Source organism: Streptomyces sp. NPDC041814, assembly GCF_055590565.1.
In genome coordinates this window covers 38141-57945 of the sequence record NZ_JBVJAM010000018.1, presented here as the reverse complement: position 1 = coordinate 57945, position 19805 = coordinate 38141, and the positions used below count along the sequence as shown (strand labels likewise).

11 protein-coding genes are annotated in these 19805 nt (G+C 74.9%); 10 read left to right on the top strand and 1 reads right to left on the bottom strand.

Annotated features, from left to right (window positions below; translation table 11 throughout):
• Positions 1 to 16: 16 nt before the first annotated feature.
• From ACZ6C6_RS33075 to ACZ6C6_RS33030, 10 genes are all read left to right on the top strand, one after another.
• Positions 17 to 3835, top strand: a complete 3819-nt coding sequence (locus tag ACZ6C6_RS33075; protein WP_469208272.1) for a condensation domain-containing protein — start codon at positions 17 to 19, stop codon at positions 3833 to 3835.
• Positions 3836 to 4010: 175 nt separating this feature from the next.
• Complete coding sequence (locus ACZ6C6_RS33070) at positions 4011 to 11132, top strand: amino acid adenylation domain-containing protein (RefSeq protein ID WP_469208271.1); 7122 nt, start codon at positions 4011 to 4013, stop codon at positions 11130 to 11132.
• Entirely contained in the window at positions 11129 to 11344 is a 216-nt protein-coding gene (locus tag ACZ6C6_RS33065; RefSeq protein ID WP_161209194.1) for an MbtH family protein, read from the top strand. The genes ACZ6C6_RS33070 and ACZ6C6_RS33065 overlap by 4 nt, the downstream gene beginning before the upstream one ends.
• Positions 11345 to 11520: 176 nt before the next feature.
• On the top strand, positions 11521 to 11934 hold the full coding sequence (locus tag ACZ6C6_RS33060) for a cobalamin B12-binding domain-containing protein (protein ID WP_469208270.1): 414 nt from the start codon (positions 11521 to 11523) through the stop codon (positions 11932 to 11934).
• Positions 11931 to 14258: an amino acid--tRNA ligase-related protein gene (locus tag ACZ6C6_RS33055; RefSeq protein ID WP_469208269.1), complete on the top strand. Its 2328-nt coding sequence runs from the start codon at positions 11931 to 11933 to the stop codon at positions 14256 to 14258. Before ACZ6C6_RS33060 ends, ACZ6C6_RS33055 begins: the two co-directional genes overlap by 4 nt.
• On the top strand, positions 14255 to 15550 hold the full coding sequence (locus tag ACZ6C6_RS33050; protein WP_469208268.1) for a glutamate synthase-related protein: 1296 nt from the start codon (positions 14255 to 14257) through the stop codon (positions 15548 to 15550). The genes ACZ6C6_RS33055 and ACZ6C6_RS33050 overlap by 4 nt, the downstream gene beginning before the upstream one ends.
• Positions 15547 to 15951 carry a hypothetical protein gene (locus tag ACZ6C6_RS33045; RefSeq protein ID WP_469208267.1) on the top strand — a complete coding sequence of 135 codons (405 nt, stop codon included), beginning with the start codon at positions 15547 to 15549 and terminating at the stop codon, positions 15949 to 15951. The genes ACZ6C6_RS33050 and ACZ6C6_RS33045 overlap by 4 nt, the downstream gene beginning before the upstream one ends.
• Positions 15952 to 16019: 68 nt before the next feature.
• Entirely contained in the window at positions 16020 to 17309 is a 1290-nt protein-coding gene (locus ACZ6C6_RS33040) for an MFS transporter (protein ID WP_469208266.1), read from the top strand.
• Positions 17310 to 17316: 7 nt separating this feature from the next.
• Entirely contained in the window at positions 17317 to 18081 is a 765-nt protein-coding gene (locus ACZ6C6_RS33035) for a 4'-phosphopantetheinyl transferase family protein (protein WP_469208265.1), read from the top strand.
• Between the two features lie 123 nt (positions 18082 to 18204).
• Positions 18205 to 18900, top strand: coding sequence for an AroM family protein (locus ACZ6C6_RS33030; RefSeq protein ID WP_469208264.1), 696 nt, complete (start codon positions 18205 to 18207; stop codon positions 18898 to 18900).
• Positions 18901 to 18921: 21 nt separating this feature from the next.
• Here the strand turns inward: ACZ6C6_RS33030 and ACZ6C6_RS33025 are convergent, their stop codons facing one another.
• Positions 18922 to 19692, bottom strand: a complete 771-nt coding sequence (locus ACZ6C6_RS33025) for an IclR family transcriptional regulator (RefSeq protein WP_469208263.1) — start codon at positions 19690 to 19692, stop codon at positions 18922 to 18924.
• Positions 19693 to 19805: the final 113 nt, after the last annotated feature.

Genomic DNA, 19805 nt, shown 5'->3' with positions numbered 1-19805 from the left:
CCGAGGAGCAGCAACCGTGATCCCCCTCTCGTACGCCCAGCACCGGCTGTGGTTCCTGAACCGTCTCGAAGGCCCGTCGGCCGCGTACAACGCGCCCGTCGTGCTGCGCCTGGAGGCCGCGCCCGACCGGCGCGCCCTGGAGGCGGCGGTCCGTGACGTGGTGGACCGCCACGAAGTGCTCCGTACGGTCTACAAGGCCGTGGACGGGGAGCCGTACCAGGAGGTCGTCGGCGATCCCGGCGTGCGCCTGGAGGTGCGGGAGTGCGGGCCGGGCGACGACGTGGACGCGCTGGTCACCGGCTTCGTGCGGCTGCCGTTCGATGTCACGCGCGATCTGCCGTTGCGGGCACGGCTGTTCACGGTGCAGGACGGAAGTGCCGTGCTCGTGCTGCTCGTTCACCACATCGCGACCGACGGATGGTCCGTCGGCTGCCTGCTCACCGACCTCGACCGGGCTTACGCGGCCCGGTGCGAGGGCCGCGCACCCGGGTGGGAACCCCTGCCCGTGCAGTACGCGGACTACGCGCTGTGGCAGCGGGACATGCTCGGCGAACCCGCCGATCCCGACAGCCTGGCACACGAACAATTGGCCTACTGGCGCGAGGCTTTGGAGGGATCACCAGCCGCGACCCGGCTACCCGCCGACCGCCCGCGCCCCGCCGAGCCGAGCCACCGGGGAGCGCTGGTCACCGCCCGCCTCTCCGCCCGTGCCCACAAGGCGCTCGCCGCGACCGCCCGCGCCCACCGTGCGACGTTCTTCATGACCGCCCGGGCCGCCCTCTGCGCCGCCTTGCAGGCGGCCGGGGCGGGGCCCGACGTGGTGGTGGGGACACCGGTGGCGGGCCGGCCCGAAGAGGATCTGCACGACCTCGTCGGCTTCTTCGTCAACTCGCTCGCCCTGCGCGCCGACATGTCCGACACCCCGGACCTCGGCACGCTGCTCGACCGGGTCCGGGAACGGGACCTGGCCGCCATGGCCCACGAGGACCTGCCGTTCGACCTGCTCGTCGAGGACCTCAACCCGGAACGGTCCCTCGGCCTGCACCCCTTCTTCCAGGTCATGCTGACCACGCAGACCGCGCAGGACACCACCTGCACCCTGGGGGCCGTATCCGGCACCCTCGACGCCGCGGACCTGGCCACCGCCAAGTTCGATCTGACCTTCAACTGTGCCGAGACGTACGGCCCCGACGGCGATCCCGTCGGGGTACTGCTCGGCCTGCAGTACGCGACCGACCTGTACGACGAGGAGACGGCGCGCCTGCTCCTCACCCTGTTCCACCGCGCGCTGACCGCGTACGCGGAACAGCCGGCCGGCACACCCCTCAGCCGGACCGGTCTGCTCACCGCCTCGGACCGCGAGGCCATCGACCGCCGTCACGAGGCCCTGACCCGGGCCGAACAGCGGGCCGCCGCCACCCAGGGCGAGCCGCGTGACGGCGAGGACCGGCGCACCGCCGCCGCCGCCGACCCTCGCGAGGAGATCCTTCGCGGCCTGTTCGCGGAGGTGCTGGGCCGGGACGACGTCGGCCCGGACGACAGCTTCTTCAAGCTGGGCGGGCACTCGTTGCTGGCCGGGAAGCTCACCAACCGCATCCGCAAGGCGCTCGGCGTCCAGGCCGCCATCCGTGATGTGTTCCTGGCGCCGACGCCCGCCCGGCTGCTGCGGCGCCTCGCGGAACACGGCGACGGGCCGGTCCGGCCGCCGCTGCGCCCGGTGCCCGCCGTGCTGCGGCCGAAGCGGCTCCCGCTCTCCGCCGCGCAGCAACGGCTGTGGTTCGTCGGCCAGTTGGAGGGACCGAGCGCGACCTACAACATCCCGGTGGTGACCCGGCTGCACCGTCCGGTCGAGCCGGCCGCCTTGCGCGCCGCGCTCGCCGATGTCGCACGGCGGCACGAGGTGCTGCGCACGGTGCACCGTTCGGCGGACGGGGAGCCCTACCAGGAGGTGCTGGCGCACGCCGAGCCCGTGCTCGACGTGGTGCGGACGGGCGGGCCGGAGGAGCTGCGGGCGGCCGTGGACACCGCCGCCGGGTACGTGTTCGACCTCGCCGCGGAGATCCCGTTCCGGGCGTGGCTCCTGGAGGAGACCGACGGGGGCCAGGTGCTGGTGCTGCTGGTGCACCACATCGCCGGGGACGGCTGGTCCACCGGCTGCCTGCTCGCTGATCTGGACCGGGCCTACCGGGCCAGGTGCGCGGGCCGGGCGCCCGGGTGGCAGCCGCTTCCCGTCCAGTACGCCGACTACACCCTGTGGCAGCACGAGTTGCTGGACGGTGAGCACGGGGTGGCTGGTGAGCAGCTGGCGTACTGGCGCACCGCGCTCGACGGGATGCCGCCGCTGCTCGCGCTGCCCACCGACCGGCCGCGCGGGCCGGAGCCGGACGGGCGGGGCGCGCTCGCGCAATTCGAGGTGGGCGCGGAGACCCACCGGGCGCTGCTGCGGTGTGCGCGGGAGAACGGCGTCACCCTGTTCATGGTGGTGCAGGCCGCGCTCGCCGCGCTGCTGACCCGGCACGGGGCCGGTGACGACCTGCCCATCGGCACCACCGTGGCGGGCCGGGGCGACGAGGCGCTGCACCCGCTCGTCGGGTTCTTCGTGAACACGCTGGTGCTGCGCACGGACACCTCGGGCGACCCGGCCTTCACCGAGCTGGTGCGCCGGGTCCGCGACGGGGGCCTCGGGGCGTACAGCAATCAGGATCTGCCGTTCGACCGGCTCGTGGAGCACCTGAGCCCGCACCGCTCGTCCGCGCACGCGCCGCTCGTCCAGGTGATGCTTCAGGTGCACGCGGCGGGCGCGGGCGATGCCTCGGCGGCCCCGTCCGCGCTGGACGGCGAGCCGGTGGCGTTCCCGGGTGCGGGCGCCAAGTCGGACCTGACGTTCGCGCTCACCGAGACGGTGGGCCCGGACGGGGAGCGGGCCGGGCTGCGGGGCGCTCTGGAGTACGCCACCGCGCTGTACGACGCGGAGACGGCCCTGCTGCTGGCCCGGCGCCTCGCCGAGACGCTGGACGCGTGCGCGGCGGACCCGGAGGCGCCGCTCTCCGCGCTGGGCGGTGGGCATCCCGCGCCGGGCGGCCCGGAGGTGGTCCTCGACGCGCAGGGGCGCCGGGTGCCGGTCCGCGTGCCGGGCGAGGTGCACGAGCCGGCGCCGAGCGGTGGGCTGCGCGCCACCGGGCGGCGGGCGTTCCGGGGCGAGGACGGGGTGCTGCGGCCGGTGCCCGTCGAGCGCGTGAACGGCTATCCGGTGGAGCCCGGTCAGGTGGAAGGTGTCCTCACCCGTCATCCGGCGGTGACCGGGGCGCGGGTCCTCGTCCGCGACGGGCGGCTGCTGGTCTTCGTCACCTGCGCCCCGGGGACGCCGCCCGCCGAGAGCGCGTTGCGCGCCTGGGCCGCCGAGCGGCTGCCCGAGTATCTGGCCCCGTCCCGGGTGGTGCGGACGGCCTGGCTGCCCGCTCCGGGCGAGGACCCGGCGGAGCTGTCCGAGGACGTCGCAGCAGGCCCGGCCGCCGCACCGGCGGGCGGCGGGTACGCGGACCGGCGGCTGCTCGGGATCTTCCGGGAGGTGCTGGGCGGGCGGGACGTCGGGGCGGACGACAACTTCTTCAGGTCCGGCGGGCACTCGCTGCTGGCAGTGCGGCTGCTGAACCGGATCCGGAAGGAGTTCGGCCAGGACCTGACCTTGCGCGATGTGTTCCGCAATCCGACGGCGGCCACCCTGTCCCGGCGGCTCGCCGGGGCCGTGGCGGACGCGATCGAGCCGGAGGACTCCGGTCCGGTGGCCGCTCCGACGCTGCGCCGCCGGACCAGGGCGGGTGCCCGGCGGGGGTGACCCGAGCGGGCGGACGGGGGTGCGGAGCGGCAGCTCCGTACCCCCGTTTCTGCCGCTCGGAGCTGCCGGGTGGACTGCCGAGAGGGGCGGTCGGGGACCCCTAGCGTGAAGGCACGGAGGCGAGAGGAACCGTTCGCCCCGGTCTCTCGGCGCCCCAGACGGAGGAAACCCCAGGATGCCCCCCATCAGAACGGACGACCTGCTCGACGGCGGCCCCTCTCCCTCGCCCGCCCCGCCGGTGCTCGACCTCATCGCCCACCAGGCGCGTACCCGCCCCGACGCGGTCGCCCTGGTCCACGACACCGCCCGGCTGACGTACGCGGAACTCGCGGACGCCGTACGGGAACGGGCCCTGACCCTCTCCGCCGAGGGCGCCGCCCACGGCCGCCTCGTCGCCCTCCACCGCCCGCGCGGGATCGACGCGATCGTCGGCCTTCTCGCCGTGCTCACCACCGGCGCCGCCTACCTGCCTCTCGACATCCAGGCCCCCGACGCGCGGAACGCGGCCATCCTCCAGGACAGCTGCGGCGACCTCGCGCCGACGCCCGCCGAGGTGGCCGCCGCCGGTGAACTCGTGCTGCCCGGCCCGGGCGCACCGGCAGGTGCCGCGTATGTGATCTACACCTCCGGCTCCACCGGCACCCCCAACGGGGTCGTCGTCGCCCACGATTCGCTCGCGCACTTCATCGCGGGCGCCGTCCCCGCGTACGGCATCGGGCCCGACTCGCGGGTCCTCCAGTTCTCGCCGCTGCACTTCGACGCCAGCGTGCAGGAGGTGTTCGCGACCCTCGGGGCCGGCGGGACGCTGGTGCTGCGGACGGACGACATGCTGGACGTACGCGATCTGCTCGCCGGCTGCGTGCGGCACGGGATCACGGTGCTCGACCTGCCGGCCGCGTACTGGCACGAGCTGGTCCACGTCCTCAGCACCGGTGCGGTGACGCTGCCCGGCTGCCTGGACACGGTCGTCATCTACGGGGAGGCGGCGCTTCCGGAGCGGGTCGCCCAGTGGCGGGAGCTGACCGGGGAGCGGGTGCGGCTGCTGAACGCGTACGGTCCCACGGAGACCACGGTGGTCGCGACCGTCGCCGACCTGACCCGGCACGGGGACGGTCCGGTGCCGATCGGCCGGCCGCTGCCGGGGGTCCGGGCGGCCGTCGTCAGCGGTGAACTGTGGCTGCTCGGCGGCGGGTTGTCGTACGGCTATCTGAGCAACCCGGAGCTGAACGCCCGCCGGTTCACCGAGCTGGACGGGGAGCGCGCCTATCGCACCGGGGACCTCGTCACGATCGGCGAGGGCCGGCAGATCCTGTACCACGGGCGGCTGGACGACGAGGTGAAGATCGGCGGGCAGCGCATCGACCCCGCCGCGATCGACTCGGTCCTTTCGGCGCACCCGAAGGTCCGGGAAGCCGCCGTCGTCGCCCAGCAGGACGCGGACGGGGTCAAGCGGCTCGTCGCGTTTGTCGTCACCGAGGGCGGGGTGGGGGCCGAGGAGCTGCGCGGCCTGGTGCGCGAGCGGATGCCCGCCGCCGCCGTACCCGCCGCCGTCGGGATCGTCGCCGCGTTGCCCCGTACCAGCTCCGGGAAGATCAACCGCAAGGCGCTGCGGACCACGGACCCGCGTCTTTCGGTCGTCCACGAGGAGCCGTTGCCCGCCGAGGACCGGGTGCCGCTCTCGCACGCGCAGCGCCGGCTGTGGCTGCTGGATCAGCTGGACGGGCCGTCCTGCGCGTACAACATGCCGGTCGTGCTGGAGCTGGACGGGGTGCCCGACCGGGCGGCGCTGGCCGCCGCCGTCGCGGATCTCGCCGAGCGCCACGAGGTGCTGCGGACCGTGTTCCTGGCCCCGGAGGACGAGCCGTACCAGCATGTGCTGGCCGCGTCGGCGGTGCGGGCGCGTACGGTCGAGTGCCCGGCCGCTGAACTGCGGGAGCGGGTCCAGGGCTTCGTGTCCGAGACGTTCGACCTCGCGCGGGAACTGCCGTTGCGGGTGGCGCTCTTCGTGCCCGAGGGGGGCGAAGGTCCGGCGGCGGTGCTGGCTGTGCTGCTGCACCATGTGGCGGGCGACGGCTGGTCGCTGGCGCCGCTGATGAACGACCTGGCCGCCGCGTACACCGCCCGTGCGCAGGGGCGTGCGCCGGAGCAGGAGCCCCTTCCCGTCCAGTACGCCGACTACACCCTGTGGCAGCACGACGTCCTCGGTACGGCCGGCGACCCGGACTCCGCCGTCGCGCGCGGGCTCGCCCACTGGCGCGCCGCGTTGGACGGGCTCCCGGCCGTCACCGATCTGCCGCTGGACCGGCCGCGCCCGGCGGTGCCGGACCACCGGGGCGGTGTCGTCGCCACGCGCCTCGAGCCGGCCGCGCACGCCCGGCTCGCCGGGCTGGCCGACGCGCACGGCGCGAGCATGCTGATGGTGATCCAGGCCGCGCTGGCCCTCGCGCTGCGGGCGGCGGGCTGCAGGGAGCGGGTGGCCGTGGGGACACCCGTCGCGGGGCGGGACGATGAGGCGCTGGGCGCGCTCGTCGGCTTCTTCGTCAACACGCTGGTCCTGCCGACCGACACATCGGGCGACCCGGCGTTCGCCGAGCTGCTGGAACGCGTACGCGACACGGACCTCGCCGCCTACGAGCACCAGGGCCTCCCCTTCGACCTGCTGGTGGAGCATCTGAACCCGCCGCGCACGCCCGGGGTTCACCCGCTCTTCCAGACGATGCTGACCCTGCGCACCGCGGCCCCGGACGACGCCCCCTTCGCGTTCGGCGCGCTCACCGGCCGCTTCCGGGCCGAGGGCCCCGCGACCACCAAGTTCGACCTGACCGCCGCCTGCGTGGAGCACCGCGCCGCCGACGGCTCCCCCGCCGGGCTCGAACTCGGCCTGGAGTACGCGCGTGACGTCCTCGACGAGGACACCGCCCGCCTCCTCCTCGGCGCCCTGGAACGCGCCCTGCGTACGGCTGCCGAGCGGCCCGGGGCGCCCATCACCGACTCCGGGCTGCTGGGCGACGAGGAGCGCCTGGCCCTCGCCGGTCGCCGTGAGCGCGTCGCGGCCCTTACCGCCCGGCAGGCCGCCGACGCCGAGGCGGCCCGGGCGGGCGGCGCACCGGACGCGGAACACCTGGACACCCTGCGGGAGATGTTCGCGGAGATCCTGGGGCTGGACGAGGTCGGTCCGGACGAGGGGTTCTTCACTATCGGCGGCCACTCGATGAGCGGGGTGCGCCTCGCCAACCGGATCAGGGCCCGCCTGGGCGTCGACGTCCATGTCCGGGACCTGCTGCTCGCCCCGACCCCGGCCGCCCTGGCCCGCCGCATCGCGGAGCACCGGGCCCCCGGCGACGAGGGGCCCGCGCTGGTCCGCCGCACGGAGCGGCCGGAGCGCCTGCCGCTGTCCCGGGCGCAGCACCGGCTCTGGTTCATCGACGCGCTGGAAGGGCCCAGCTCTTCGTACAACATTCCGCTGGTGCTGCGTCCGGCCGAGCCGCTGGACGCCGAGGTCCTCGGCCGTGCCCTGGCCGATCTGGTGGAACGCCACGAGGTGCTGCGGACCCGCTATCCGTCGGTGGACGGGGAGCCGTACCAGCAGATCGTTGCGGACGCCCGGCCCGTGCTCGATGTACGGACGGTCCCGGCCGGGCGGTTCCGGGCGGCGGTCGCCTCGGCGGCCGGGCATGTCTTCGACCTCGCCGCGGAACTCCCGCTGCGGGCCGCCCTGCTCACCCCGGACGACGGCAGCGGTCAGGTCCTCGTCGTGCTCGTCCACCACATCGCGGCCGACGGCTGGTCCACGGGGCCGCTGCTCGCGGACCTGGGGGCCTCCTACGCCGCGCGCGCCGAGGGCCGCGCACCGGCCTCGGAGCCGCTTCCCGTCCAGTACGCCGACTACACGCTCTGGCAGCGGGAACTTCTCGACGGCCCGGCGGCGCATGACCACCTCGCCTACTGGGAACGGGCCCTGGCCGACGCGCCGCCCGTCCTCGAACTGCCCGCCGCCAAGCCGCGCCCCGCCGAGGCCACCCACCGGGGCGGCCACGCGCCGCTGACCGTGGACGCGGCCACCCATGAGGCCCTGGAGGAGCTGGCCCGGCGCCACGGCGCGACGCTTTTCATGGTGCTGCAGGCCGCTCTGGCCGCCGTCCTCACCCGGCACGGGGCAGGCACCGATCTGCCGCTGGCCACCATGACGGCCGGGCGCGACGACGAGGCGCTGAGCGATCTGGTCGGCTTCTTCGTCAACACGCTGGTCCTGCGCACCGACACCTCGGGCGACCCGGAGTTCAGCGAGTTGCTGGGGCGGGTACGCGATACAGATCTCGCGGCCTACGCGCATCAGCGGCTCCCCTTCGACCGGATCGTGGAACACCTCAACCCGGCCCGCTCCACCGCCCACCACCCACTGACCCAGTTCGTCGTCCAGCTGCACCACGACTACACGGCCGACCACGCCGAGGGGCCGCTGCTCCGGGCCGAACCGGCGCCGCTGGAAACGCTGTCCACCAAGTTCGACCTGACCCTCGCCCTGTGGGAGCGGAAGGACGAGGCGGGGCTGCCGGCCGGTCTGGCGGGCGGCCTCGAATACGCCACCGACCTGTTCGACGCCGCCACCGCCGACCTGCTTGCCGCCCACATCGGGCGTCTGCTGCACACCGTCGCCGCCGATCCGGGCGTACGGATCGGGGCGGTGGACCTGCTCACCGACGCCGATCGGTTCCGGCTGGTCGCGGAGTACAACGACACGGCCACCGTGACCCGCGACCGGGCCCCCGTCCACGAGGTCATCGCCCGCCGGGCCTCGCTCACGCCGGAGGCGCCCGCGCTGATCACCGACGCGGAGACCCTCGGTTACGGCGAGCTCGACGCCCGCGCCGACGTGCTGGCCGCCCGGCTGCGCGCGGCCGGGGTGCGCAGGGGCGACACCGTCGGGGTCCTGCTGGAGCGCGGTGCCCTGCTGGTGGTGACCGCGCTCGCCGTTCTCAAGTGCGGTGCCGCGTATGTGCCGTTGGACCCGGCGCTGCCCGGGGCGCGGATCGCGCTGATGGTCCAGGAAGCGGATGTGCGTCTCGTCGCGACGGACACCGGGCAGGCGGACGCGGTGCCGGAGGAGGTGTCCGTACCGGTCCTCCTGACCGACGCGCCCGCCGAGGACGCCCCTCCTGCGGACCGCGAGGCCGTGGCGGTCGACGGGGACGACCTGATGTACGTGATGTTCACGTCCGGGTCCACCGGCCGCCCGAAAGGCGTCGGCGTCACCCACCGCAACGTGACGGAGCTGGCCGCCGACCGCGACACCACCGCCGCCGGTCCCCACCGGATGCTGGTCCACTCCGCGACCGGGTTCGACGCCTCGGTGTTCGAGATGTGGGTGCCGCTCCTCAACGGCGGCAGCCTGGTCGTCATGCGCGGCGACGGCACCGACCTCGCGGAGACCGCCCGCGCCGTCCGCGAACACGGCGTCACCGCGGCCTACTTCACCGTCGGCCTGTTCCATGTGATGGCCGATGAGGCGCTGGACACGCTGCGGCTGCTGCGCGAGGTGTGGACGGGCGGCGACGTCGCCTCGCCCACCGCCGTGCAACGGGTCCTGACGCACTGCCCGGACACCGTCCTCGTCCACTCCTACGGCCCGACCGAGACGACGTTCGCCTCGCACAACCAGTGGCTCACCGGCGGCCGGGGCTCGCTCGGCGCGTCCGGGCTGCACCTGGGCCGGCCCATGGACAACACCCGCAGCCACGTCCTGGACGCGGCGCTGCGGCCGGTGCCGCCGGGGGTGCCCGGTGAGCTGTACATCGCCGGTACGCATGTGGCGCGCGGGTACACCGGCCGCCCGGACCTGACCGCCGAGCGGTTCGTGCCCGACCCGTTCGAGGCGGACGGCAGCCGGATGTACCGCACCGGTGACCGGGTCGTCTGGACGCCGGAGGGCGAACTGCGGTTCCTGGGGCGGGCGGACGGCCAGGTCAAGCTGCGCGGGGTGCGGATCGAGCCGGGCGAGGTGGCGCACGCGCTCGCCGCGCACCCCTCGGTCGGCCAGGCCCTCGCCGTGGTGCGCGAGGACCGGCCGGGCGAGCGGACCCTGGTCGGGTACGTGGTGCCGCGCGCCGGGTCCGAGGCGACCGGGGCGTCCGAGGTCACGGGGGCGGACGTCCTCGCCCTGGCCCGTACCGTGCTGCCCGCCCATCTGGTGCCGTCGGCGGTCGTCGTGCTGGACGCCGTGCCGCTGACCGTGAACGGGAAGCCGGACCGCCGGGCGCTGCCCGCGCCGGACCGGGCCGCCGTCGGGTACCGGGCGCCGCGCAACGCCAGGGAGGAGGTGCTGTGCGGGCTGTTCGCCGAGATCCTGGGCGCGCCCCGGGTCGGTCTGGACGACAACTTCTTCACGCTGGGCGGGCATTCGCTGCTCGGTGTGCGGCTGGTCAGCCGGGTGCGCTCGGTCCTCGGCATCGACCGGACGGTCCGCGACCTGTTCCGCGCCCCGACCCCGGCCGGGCTGCTCGGCGCGCAGGACCCGGACGGCACGGCCGGTGCGATGGGCGTCCTGCTGCCGCTGAACACCCGGGGTACCCGGCGCCCGCTGTTCTGCGTGCACCCGGGGACCGGGGTCGGCTGGTCGTACGCGGGCCTGGCCCGGCACCTCGGTGAGGACCAGCCGCTGTACGCCCTCCAGGCCCGCGCGCTGAGCGAGCCGGGCCATCTCCCGCGCTCCGTCGAGGAGATGGCCGACGACTACCTGGAGCGCATCCGGCAGGTCCAGCCCTGGGGCCCGTACCGGCTGCTCGGCTGGTCCTTCGGCGGGATCGTCGCCCACACCATGGCCGTCCGGCTCCGCGCGGCCGGCCAGCGCGTCGAACTGCTCGCGCTGATGGACGTCCACCGGACGGGGCCGGGCAGCGTGTCCGTACTGCCGGCGCGGGAGCCGGATGCGGCGCCCGAGGAGGACGCCCTGCCGGAGGCGGCGGACCCGGTGCTCGACGGCTTCAGCGCCGAGGAGATCCGGGCGGCGCAGCGGGCCTCCGAGACCCACGCGGCCCTCATGGCGCGGCACGTTCCCGACGTCGCGGACACCGGCGCGGTGTTCTTCACCGCCCTCAGGCCCGGCGAACCGGAAGGCGCGCTGGCCGCCACCTGGAACCCGTATCTGACGGGCCGGGTCGAGAACCACACCGTGAATTCCACGCATCTCCGAATGGCCGAGGAAGAACCTCTCGCACACATCGGAAAAGTCCTCGCGGAGAAAATCTCCGCACTGCAGGAAAACAGCCTGCGGGAAAACGAAACGAGGAGTTATTCATGAGCGACATCGCGAACCCCTTCGACGACGCCGAGGGCTCCTTCCACGTCGTGGTGAACGACGAGGGACAGCACTCCCTGTGGCCGGCCTTCGCCGACATCCCGGCAGGCTGGGAAGGTGTCTGGGGGCCCGGTAGCCGCGCCGAGGCCCTGGAGTACATCACCGCGCACTGGACCGACATCCGCCCCCGAAGCCTGGTCGCCCAGTACGCCTGACCGGCCGCAGCGCCCCTGCCGTGCCCCCGCAGCTCGTGCGGGGGCACGGCGTTTTCGTATGCCCGCCGGCCCCATTCCCCGGAAAACCCGGAAAGGGGAAACTGCCGCCCGTTACTGCCGCTCGACTTCCGCCTCTACTTCCGCCCGGAAGGGGTCCGGAAAAATAATATCGAGGCATGAAGATACTCCTGAGCGGAACCGCTTCGGACTCCCATACCTGGAACCTCGTGTATCTCGGGCTGTTCCTGGAGGAACGGGGGCACGACGTCGTCGCGCTGGGCCCCTGTGTGAGTCCCCGTCTGCTCACGGCCGCCTGTCGCCGGCATGCCCCCGACGCGGTCGTGCTCAGCAGCGTCAACGGCCACGGCTACCGGGACGCGCTCGCCGCCGTGCGCGCGCTGCGGGCCGAACCGGGGCTCGGCGCCCTCCCGGTGGCCGTCGGCGGCAAGCTGGACACGGCCGACCACTCCCGGGAGGACGAGGCGGCCCGGCTGCGCGCGACGGGCTGCGACGCCGTTCTCGGGGACGGGGCGGCCGACCTGGACGCGCTGTGCGCGTTCCTCGCGGCGCCCGCGCGGGTGGTGGCATGACCGCCGCAGCGCCGCGCCCGTTCGGCGCGTTCGTCGCGGCCTCCGCGTCCGCCGGACGGCTGGTGGTCCAGCCCCGCATGGGGTTCGGCGACCCGGCCGCCATGCGTACGGGGCTGGAGCGGACCCGGGCCGCCACGGCCACGACCGTCGGGACGCTCACCATCGACAGCTACACCCGCGTCGGCGACCTCGCGGGCGCCGGTGCCGCGCTCGCCGAGGGGGCCGGGATCAACGGCTACCCGATCGCCACGCACCCGCTCGCCGTCACCCGGGCCCTGCTCGACGGGGTGCGCGACGACGGGTTCCCGGTCCAGGTCCGCCACGGCTCCGCCCGCCCACAGGCCATCGTCCGGGCCCTGCTCGCCGCGGGGCTCGACGCCACCGAGGGCGGGCCCGTCTCCTACTGCCTGCCGTACGGCCGCACCCCGCTGCGCGAGTCCGTCGTCGCCTGGGCCGAGGGGTGCGAACTCCTCGCGGGGCACGCCCGCCCCGGTTCCGTGCCGCACCTCGAAAGCTTCGGCGGCTGCCTGCTCGGCCAGCTCTGCCCGCCCGGACTGCTGGTCGCGATGAGCGTGCTGGAATGCCTGTTCTTCGCCCAGCACGGGGTGCGCAGCGTCTCGTTGAGCTACGCCCAGCAGACGGACCCGGGCCAGGACGAGGAGGCGATACGGGCCCTGCGCCGCCTGGCCGGTGAGCTGCTGCCGGCGGGCGTCGACCACCACGTCGTCCTCTACACCTACATGGGCGTCTACCCGCGCACCGAGCGCGGGGCGACGCGGCTGCTGGAGGCGTCGGCGCGGCTCGCGGTGCGGGCCGGGGCGGACCGGATCCTCGTGAAGACGACCGCCGAGTCCCGCCGCATCCCGACCGTCGAGGAGAACGTCCGCGCCCTGGAGACCGCCGCCGCGGCCGCCGCGCTCGCCGGTCCCCCGCTGCCCGTGGGCCGGGACGACTCCGAGGTGTACACGGAGGCCCGGGTTCTGGTGGAGGCCGTGCTCGGGCTGCACCCCGACCTGGCCCGCGCGCTCCCCGCCGCCTTCGAACGCGGCCTGCTCGACGTGCCGTTCTGCCTCCACCCCGACAACGCGGGCCGCTCCCGCAGCGTCATCGGCGCGGACGGGCGGCTGCGCTGGTCGGACACCGGCGCGATGCCGATCCGCCCCGACGCCCCGCCCGACCTGGCGCCGCTGACCTCCAACGGCCTGCTCACCGCTCTGAACCACATGGCCGACCGCTACGACCGGCCGCCGGCCGACCCCGTGCCCCCGTACCGACCCCGCACCGACACCCCTCACCACCGCCACGAAGAGGAGCCCGTCATGGACCACGCCCCGCAGGCCGCAGGACCCGCCCTGCCGCCCCCGCTCGGTGAGCACCTTCGTTCCCCGCAGCTGCGCGCCGCCATGCTCGTCCAGCAGGAAGCGCTGTGGGCCGCCCGCGACTTCCTGCGGGGGGCGGGCTTCACGGAGCTGCTGCCCCCGCTCGTGGGACCCGTCACCGACCCGGGCGGGCGCGGGGCCAAGGCACTGGACGTCGACTACTACGGGCGCCCGTACAAGCTGATGACCAGCGCGATCCTGTACAAGCAGGCGTCGCTGCACGGCTTCCCGAAGCTGTTCTACATCGCGCCCAACGTCCGCGTGGAGCCGGAGGAGACCGCCACCACCGGCCGCCATCTGGTCGAGTTCCACCAGATCGACGTGGAGATCGCCGGGGCGAGCCGCGAGGACGCGCAGGAGGTCGCCGCCGGGCTCCTCACCCACGTCGCCGAGCACGTATGGACCGCCGTGCCGGACCTTCTCGCCGAACTCGGACGCCAGGAGGCCGACTTCGCGGACGTCCGCAGCGGAAAGTACGACGTGTGCACCCATCAGGAGGCTGTGGCACGGCTCCTGACATCTGGTCACCCGCAGAGCCCGGACAGCGAGATCGACTGGACCGGCGAACGGCTCCTCTCCCTGGAGAGCGACCGGCCGTTCTTCATCAACGACTATCCGAAGGGCTCGCGCGGCTTCTACGACCGGGAGGACCCGGAACGCCCCGGTGTGCTGCGGAACTTCGACCTGATCGCGCCGCACGGCTACGGCGAGCTGGTCTCGGGCAGCGAGCGCGAGTCGGACTACGCCACCATCGTCACCCGGATGCGGGAGAGCGGCGAGAACCCCGCCAAGTACGCCTGGTACCTCAAGGAGGCCCGGGAGGGCATTCCGGCCAGTGCGGGCTTCGGGATGGGCCTTCAGCGCCTCGTCCGCTTCCTCACCGGCCTGGACGCGCTGTGGCAGGTCAGCGCCTACCCGAAGCTCCCCGGGGTGGTGGCCCCGTGAGCGCCCTCGCCGCCCCCGGCCTCCCCGAGCCCGCGATACGCGCCCGCGCCCGGCGCGGCACCGCCGAGGTGTTCCCCGACCCCGGCTCGTACGGTGGAGAGCTCTTCGGCCCCGCAAGCGCGGCCGGTACGGACGCGCTCGACCGGGCCAGGATCGTGCCGCCCGTCTTCATGCCGGAGCGGCTGGAGAAGCTGATCGACCTCGCCCGCGAGCCGGAGTTCGGGGACGTCGAACTGGGCGTACGCACTGGCGGGTTCTCCGCCGCGCTGCCGCTCTACCTGTCGGCCTTCGGGTCGACCCGGGCGGGCAGCGGCGACCTGGCCGTACAGGCGTCCCGGCAGGCCGGCCGCCTCGGCATCCCCATGGTCATCGGCGAGAACATGGTCCCCGTGCACGGCTACCGGCGCGGCGGGGACGCCGCCCGCTCCGCGCTCCTCGCCCGCATCGAGGCGTATCTCGACGCGGCGCCCGAGGGGCTCGGCGGGATCGTCGTCCAGCAGTCCACCGAGGACGCCGATTCGGAGGTCTGGAACCTCCTCTACAGCGACCCAGCCACCCGGACGCTGCTCGAATCCGGGCGCCTGGCCTTCGAGTTGAAGACCGGCCAGGGCGCCAAACCGGGCCTCGGCGGCATGACCGTCGTCGGCGGCGCGGAGGCGGAGGCGCTGGCGGACCGCTTCACTGTCACCGACCCGTTCGGCGCGGACGACGGGCGCAGGCTGCGCTGCGCCACGCCGGGCACCTTCACCGACGAGATCCTGCGCCAGCAGCTGCGCTTCATGCGGAACAACTTCCCCAAGGCCCGTACGTGGGTGAAGTTCCACCCGGGCCGCGACATCGCGCACGCCGCCCGCACCGCCTGGGCGGCCGGGGCGGACGCCGTCACCGTGGACGGCGCGGAGGGCGGCACCGGCTGGGCACCCCGGGTCTTCCTGGACCAGGTCGGCCTGCCGCTCGCGGAGTGCCTGCGCCGGATCGGGCGGCCCGGGGGCTGCCTGCTCGCGAGCGGCGGGATGTGGGAGGGCGGACGTGCCCTGCGCACCCTCGCCCTGGGCGCCACGGCCGTCGGGCTCGGCCGCGCCGCACTGATCGCCGTGGACGAGGACCCGGACCACGGCCTGGTACGCCTCGCCGAGAGCATCGCACTCGAACTGCGCCTCCTGGTGAGCGCGTTGGGCAAGTACGGGGTCGGCGCACTGAGCCCCGAGGACCTCTGGTGGCCGGACGGCGGCCCCTTCGACACCGGAGCACCGCTGCCCGCCGACCCCGCGTCCGCCGGAGCGACGCCGTGACCGGGCGCGCGGGGTCCGGGGCGCGGCGGACCCCCGGGGACCGGCCCACCCCGTCACGGCAGCCGCACCGCGTCACCGGCCGCTACCGCACCGTACGGGCCCGGTTCGTGCTGCGGGAGGCCCCCGGCGTCGTGGTCGGGCCCGTCGGTCACGGTGCACGCGGCGAGGACGGCCGGGACCCCGTGGCCGACGCGGCCCGGCTCGCCGCCCAGCGGGCCCTGGCCGAGGCGGGCCGGGGCTATCTCGGCGGCTGCCTGGAACTCCGTGCCCCCGGGCGCACCCGCGCCGCCCGCGACCGGCGGGCCCTGCGGCGCGCCGTGGGCCGGGCCGCCGCGCTGGCCGTCGCGGCGACGCTGCGCGGCGACGACACCGGCGTCGACGTCCGCGTCACGCACCGCTGAAACGACGCTCGCCCCGCACGAAGCCAAGAGAACCCCACCCCGGAAAGCCGACCCAGGAAGCCGAACCCATGACAACGAACCCCACCGCCCCACCGTCCGAGGCGGGCCCCGCGCCCGACTGGCGGCGCATCGGCAGCTTCGTCACCGGCCAGGCGGCCGTGCAGTGCGGCAGCTTCGCGCTGATCATCGCCATGAACTGGACGGCCGTTCAGCTCGGCGGCCGGTCCGCGGTGACGCTCGTCATCCTCGCCTCCACGCTGCCGCGCGCCCTGATGCTGCTGTTCGGCGGCGCCCTCGCCGACGCCCTCGGCCCGCGCGCGGTCGTCCTCCGGGCCACCGCCACCCGGCTCGTCGTGCTGGTGATCGGTGCCCTGGTCACCGCGGGCGCCCACAGCATCTGGCCGCTGATTGCCGTCGCCGTGGTGGAGGGGTCACTGCTCGGCCTGACCGGCCCGGCGTCGGGCGTCCTGCTGACCCGGCTGGCCCCTCAGGAGCACCTGGGCCGCGCCAACTCCCTGTTCTCCATGGTGATGCGGCTGGCCCCGATGGCCGGATCACCGCTGGGCGCGTGGCTGGTGGTGGCGGGCAGCCTGTCCGGGGTCATGCTCGTCTCGGCGGCCGGGTGCGCCGTGTGGCTGGTGTGCGCGTTCCATGTGACCCGGGGTACGACCCGGCCGGAGCGCGGCGCCCGGGCGGGGGGCATGTCGCTGTTCCGGCGCTCCGGCGACGGCGTGGCGCTGCTGGGCCGTCACCCCCGGCTGCGCTGGATGTTCGTCGCCTGCTTCTGCATGGACTTCGCGTTCCTCTGGCCGGCCGAGGTGGCCCTGCCGCTGCGCGCGTCCGGCGAGGGCTGGGGCATCGGCTCGGTCGCGGCGGCCCTGACCGCGTTCAGTGCGGGTGCCCTGGCGTCGGCGGCGGCCGGTGCCGCACTCGCCCACCGCATCCCGGTCCCGGTCAAGCTGATCGTCACCGGCACCGGGCTCGCCGTGGGCATGGGCTGCATGGCCCTGGTGCCTTCCCCGGCCGTCCTCGCGGTCACCGCGTGCGCGGTCGGCCTGTTCTCGGGGCTCAACGGACCCGCCCTGGTCACCGCGTACCAACAGGCCGTGCCCGAGGGGAAGCTGGGCGCCGCGATGTCCACGTTCTCGCTGTCCAGCATCGGGGCCGCGCCCCTGTCCCTGGCCGTCTTCAGTTCGCTCTCGGCGCCCCTGGGCGTGACCGGCACCTGGCTGCTGTGCGCATCCGTCGCACTGTTCTCGCCGGTCGCCGCCGCGCTCGCCCTGCGCGCCCCCCTGACGCGGAACGCCCCCGCCGTGAAGGCCTCCGCCGCCCCCGAGCCCACCGTCACCGCCGTGTGAGGCAGCCATGTCCCTGCTGGACCCCCGCCCGTCGCCCGTCCTCGAATCCGTCCTCCTGCCCACCGCGCTCCCGCCGCTGCCCGCCGCGCTCCCGCCACCGGCCGGGCCGGGCCCGGGCCGCCCGCAGCTCTGGCTGGTGGCCACCGCCGCGCACGAGGAGAGCGCGGCCCGGTACGCCCCGCTCGTGCTCGGACCCGCCGAGCTGGCCCGGGCCGAGGAGTTCCGCCGCCCCACCGACCGGGCCACGTATCTGAGCGCCCACGTCGGACTGCGCCGGGTCCTCGGCAACCACCTCGGCGTCGCCCCACGCACCGTGTCGGTGGCCCGGGCCCCCTGCCCGGGCTGCGGCGAACCGCACGGACGGCCCGTACTCCCGGACGGGCCCCTGCACTTCTCGCTCTCGCACTGCGAGGGCCTGAGCCTGATCGCCGTCGCCGCCACCCCGGTCGGCGTGGACGTCGAACCCGTACCGGACCCGCGCACCCTCCTGGAGGCGGCCGATGTCGTCCATCCCCTGGAGGCGGCGGAACTCGCCGCGCTGGCACCCGCGTTGCGGCCGGCCGCCTTCGCCCGGGTGTGGACCAGGAAGGAGGCGTATCTGAAGGGCCTCGGCATCGGTCTGGGCGCGGACCCGTCGACGGAGTACGTGGGTGCCGGACCGGCACCGGCCGCCCCGGGCGGCTGGCTCCTGGCCGACATCGCCGTCCCGCCCGGCCACCGGGCCGCGGTGGCGGTCCGCCGCGACGAGGCGAGCGGCACCGGTCCGGACTGACCTGCTCCGCCCCGTAACGCCCCCGGTGGTGACCGCCGCCGGGGGCCCCCGCCTGCCAGGGGGCCGTGCACGGCATTACGTTATTGCGCAGAAGACAACCGACTTCCAATATATGGAACAGCGTTGAAGCGAGGCCCTGTGCACACCGTGACCTTCCTGACCATCGGCCAGTCCCCCCGCCCGGATCTCTCCGCGGCCATCGAGGCGGAGCTCCCGCCCAACGCCCGGATACGGCACGCGGGGGTCCTCGACGGGCTCGGCCGGGCGGAGGTGGAGGCGCGGTTCGGGGCGGTGCACGGGCGGGCGACCCTGCTGACCAGGCTGGCCGACGGGACCTCCGTGACCCTGGACGCCGACGCCGTCGGGGCCGGGCTCGCCGCCCTCGTGGAGCGGGTGGAGGCGGAGGGGGCGGACGTCGTGGTGCTCCTGTGCACCGGGGAGTTCCCGGGGCTGCGGACCCGGCGGGCGCGGCTGGTCGAGCCGGACGCGCTGCTCACGGGCTACGTGGGCGCGGCACTGCGGGGCGCCCGGGTCGGGATCGTCGTCCCGCTGCCGGAGCAGGTGGCGGAGGCGCGGGCGAAGTGGCGGGCGCCGGCCCCGGCCCCGGAGTTCGGCACGGCCTCGCCGTACGCCGACGACGACGGCGCCCTGTGCGCGGCGGCCCGCGCCCGGCTGGACGCGGGGGCGGAGGCGCTGGTGCTCGACTGCATGGGCTACGGCACCCGGCACCGCGAGGCGCTGCGCGCGGCCGGGATCACCGCCCCGGTGCTGACCCCGGGTGCGGTGGTGGGCGCGATGCTGGGCCCGCTGCTCGCTTGAGCAACGGGCCCGGGCCGAGGGCTATTCGGCCACGTACCGCAGCCAGTACGGGTCGCCGATCCGCTTCCCCACGCGCCGTGCGGCGTCCCGCACCGCGCGGCCGAACCGGGCCTCGTTCTCGTGGCGCAGCTCGGGGGCGGGCAGGGCGATCCCTATCCCGAAGACCTGTCCCGTATCGCCGTCCACGACGGCCGCGGAGATGCCCGCGACGTTCGGCACGAACTCGCCGCGCGAGGACTCCCAGCCGTCGGCACGCACCCGGGCCAGCGACGAGACCAGCTCGCCGGGGGTGCGGGGGGCCGATCCGGTGGCCTGTTCGAGACGGGCGTCGACGAGCCGCAGCACCTGCGCGTCGTCCAGGCGGGCCAGCAGGGCGCGGCCCATGGAGCTGGCGTAGGCGGGCGCGCGGGTGCCGGCCGGGGTGTACGCCTGGAGGGCGCCGACGGTGCCGATCCGCATGTGCAGGACCAGCGATTCGGAGCCGTCGAGCACGTCCACGTAACCGGTGTAGCCGATGTCGGCGACCAGCCTGGCCAGCTCCTCCTCCAGGAGCGAGGCGGTGGAGCGGGACGCGCGGAAGTGGTACGAGGCCTCCATGACGAGTTCGCCGGGCCGGTAGGCGCGGCTCACCGGGTCGCGGTCCAGGAAGCCGTACTCGGCCATCATGCTCAGCGTCCGCGACACGGAGCTCTTCGGCAGGTCGAGGGCGCCCGCCACGTCCGTGACGGTCAGGTCGCGCTGAAGGCGCGCCAGCAGCCGCAGGACGTCCCGCGCGTTGGCGAGTGTGCTCACCGTTCTCCTGCCTCCCCCGGGCCCCCGGGCCCGTGCGTCCGATCGTAAGGGGCGCCCACATACCGAGACCGCCGCCCACCCCCTTGACGGGCGGGCGTGCCCCGGAGATGATC

Bases quoted from the DNA above. Each gene is read 5' to 3' on its own strand.
- ACZ6C6_RS33070 (WP_469208271.1), top strand. From the start codon at position 4,011: ATGCCCCCCATCAGAACGGACGACCTGCTCGACGGCGGCCCCTCTCCC.
- ACZ6C6_RS33065 (WP_161209194.1), top strand. From the start codon at position 11,129: ATGAGCGACATCGCGAACCCCTTCGACGACGCCGAGGGCTCCTTCCAC.
- ACZ6C6_RS33060 (WP_469208270.1), top strand. From the start codon at position 11,521: ATGAAGATACTCCTGAGCGGAACCGCTTCGGACTCCCATACCTGGAAC.
- ACZ6C6_RS33055 (WP_469208269.1), top strand. From the start codon at position 11,931: ATGACCGCCGCAGCGCCGCGCCCGTTCGGCGCGTTCGTCGCGGCCTCC.
- ACZ6C6_RS33040 (WP_469208266.1), top strand. From the start codon at position 16,020: ATGACAACGAACCCCACCGCCCCACCGTCCGAGGCGGGCCCCGCGCCC.
- ACZ6C6_RS33035 (WP_469208265.1), top strand. From the start codon at position 17,317: ATGTCCCTGCTGGACCCCCGCCCGTCGCCCGTCCTCGAATCCGTCCTC.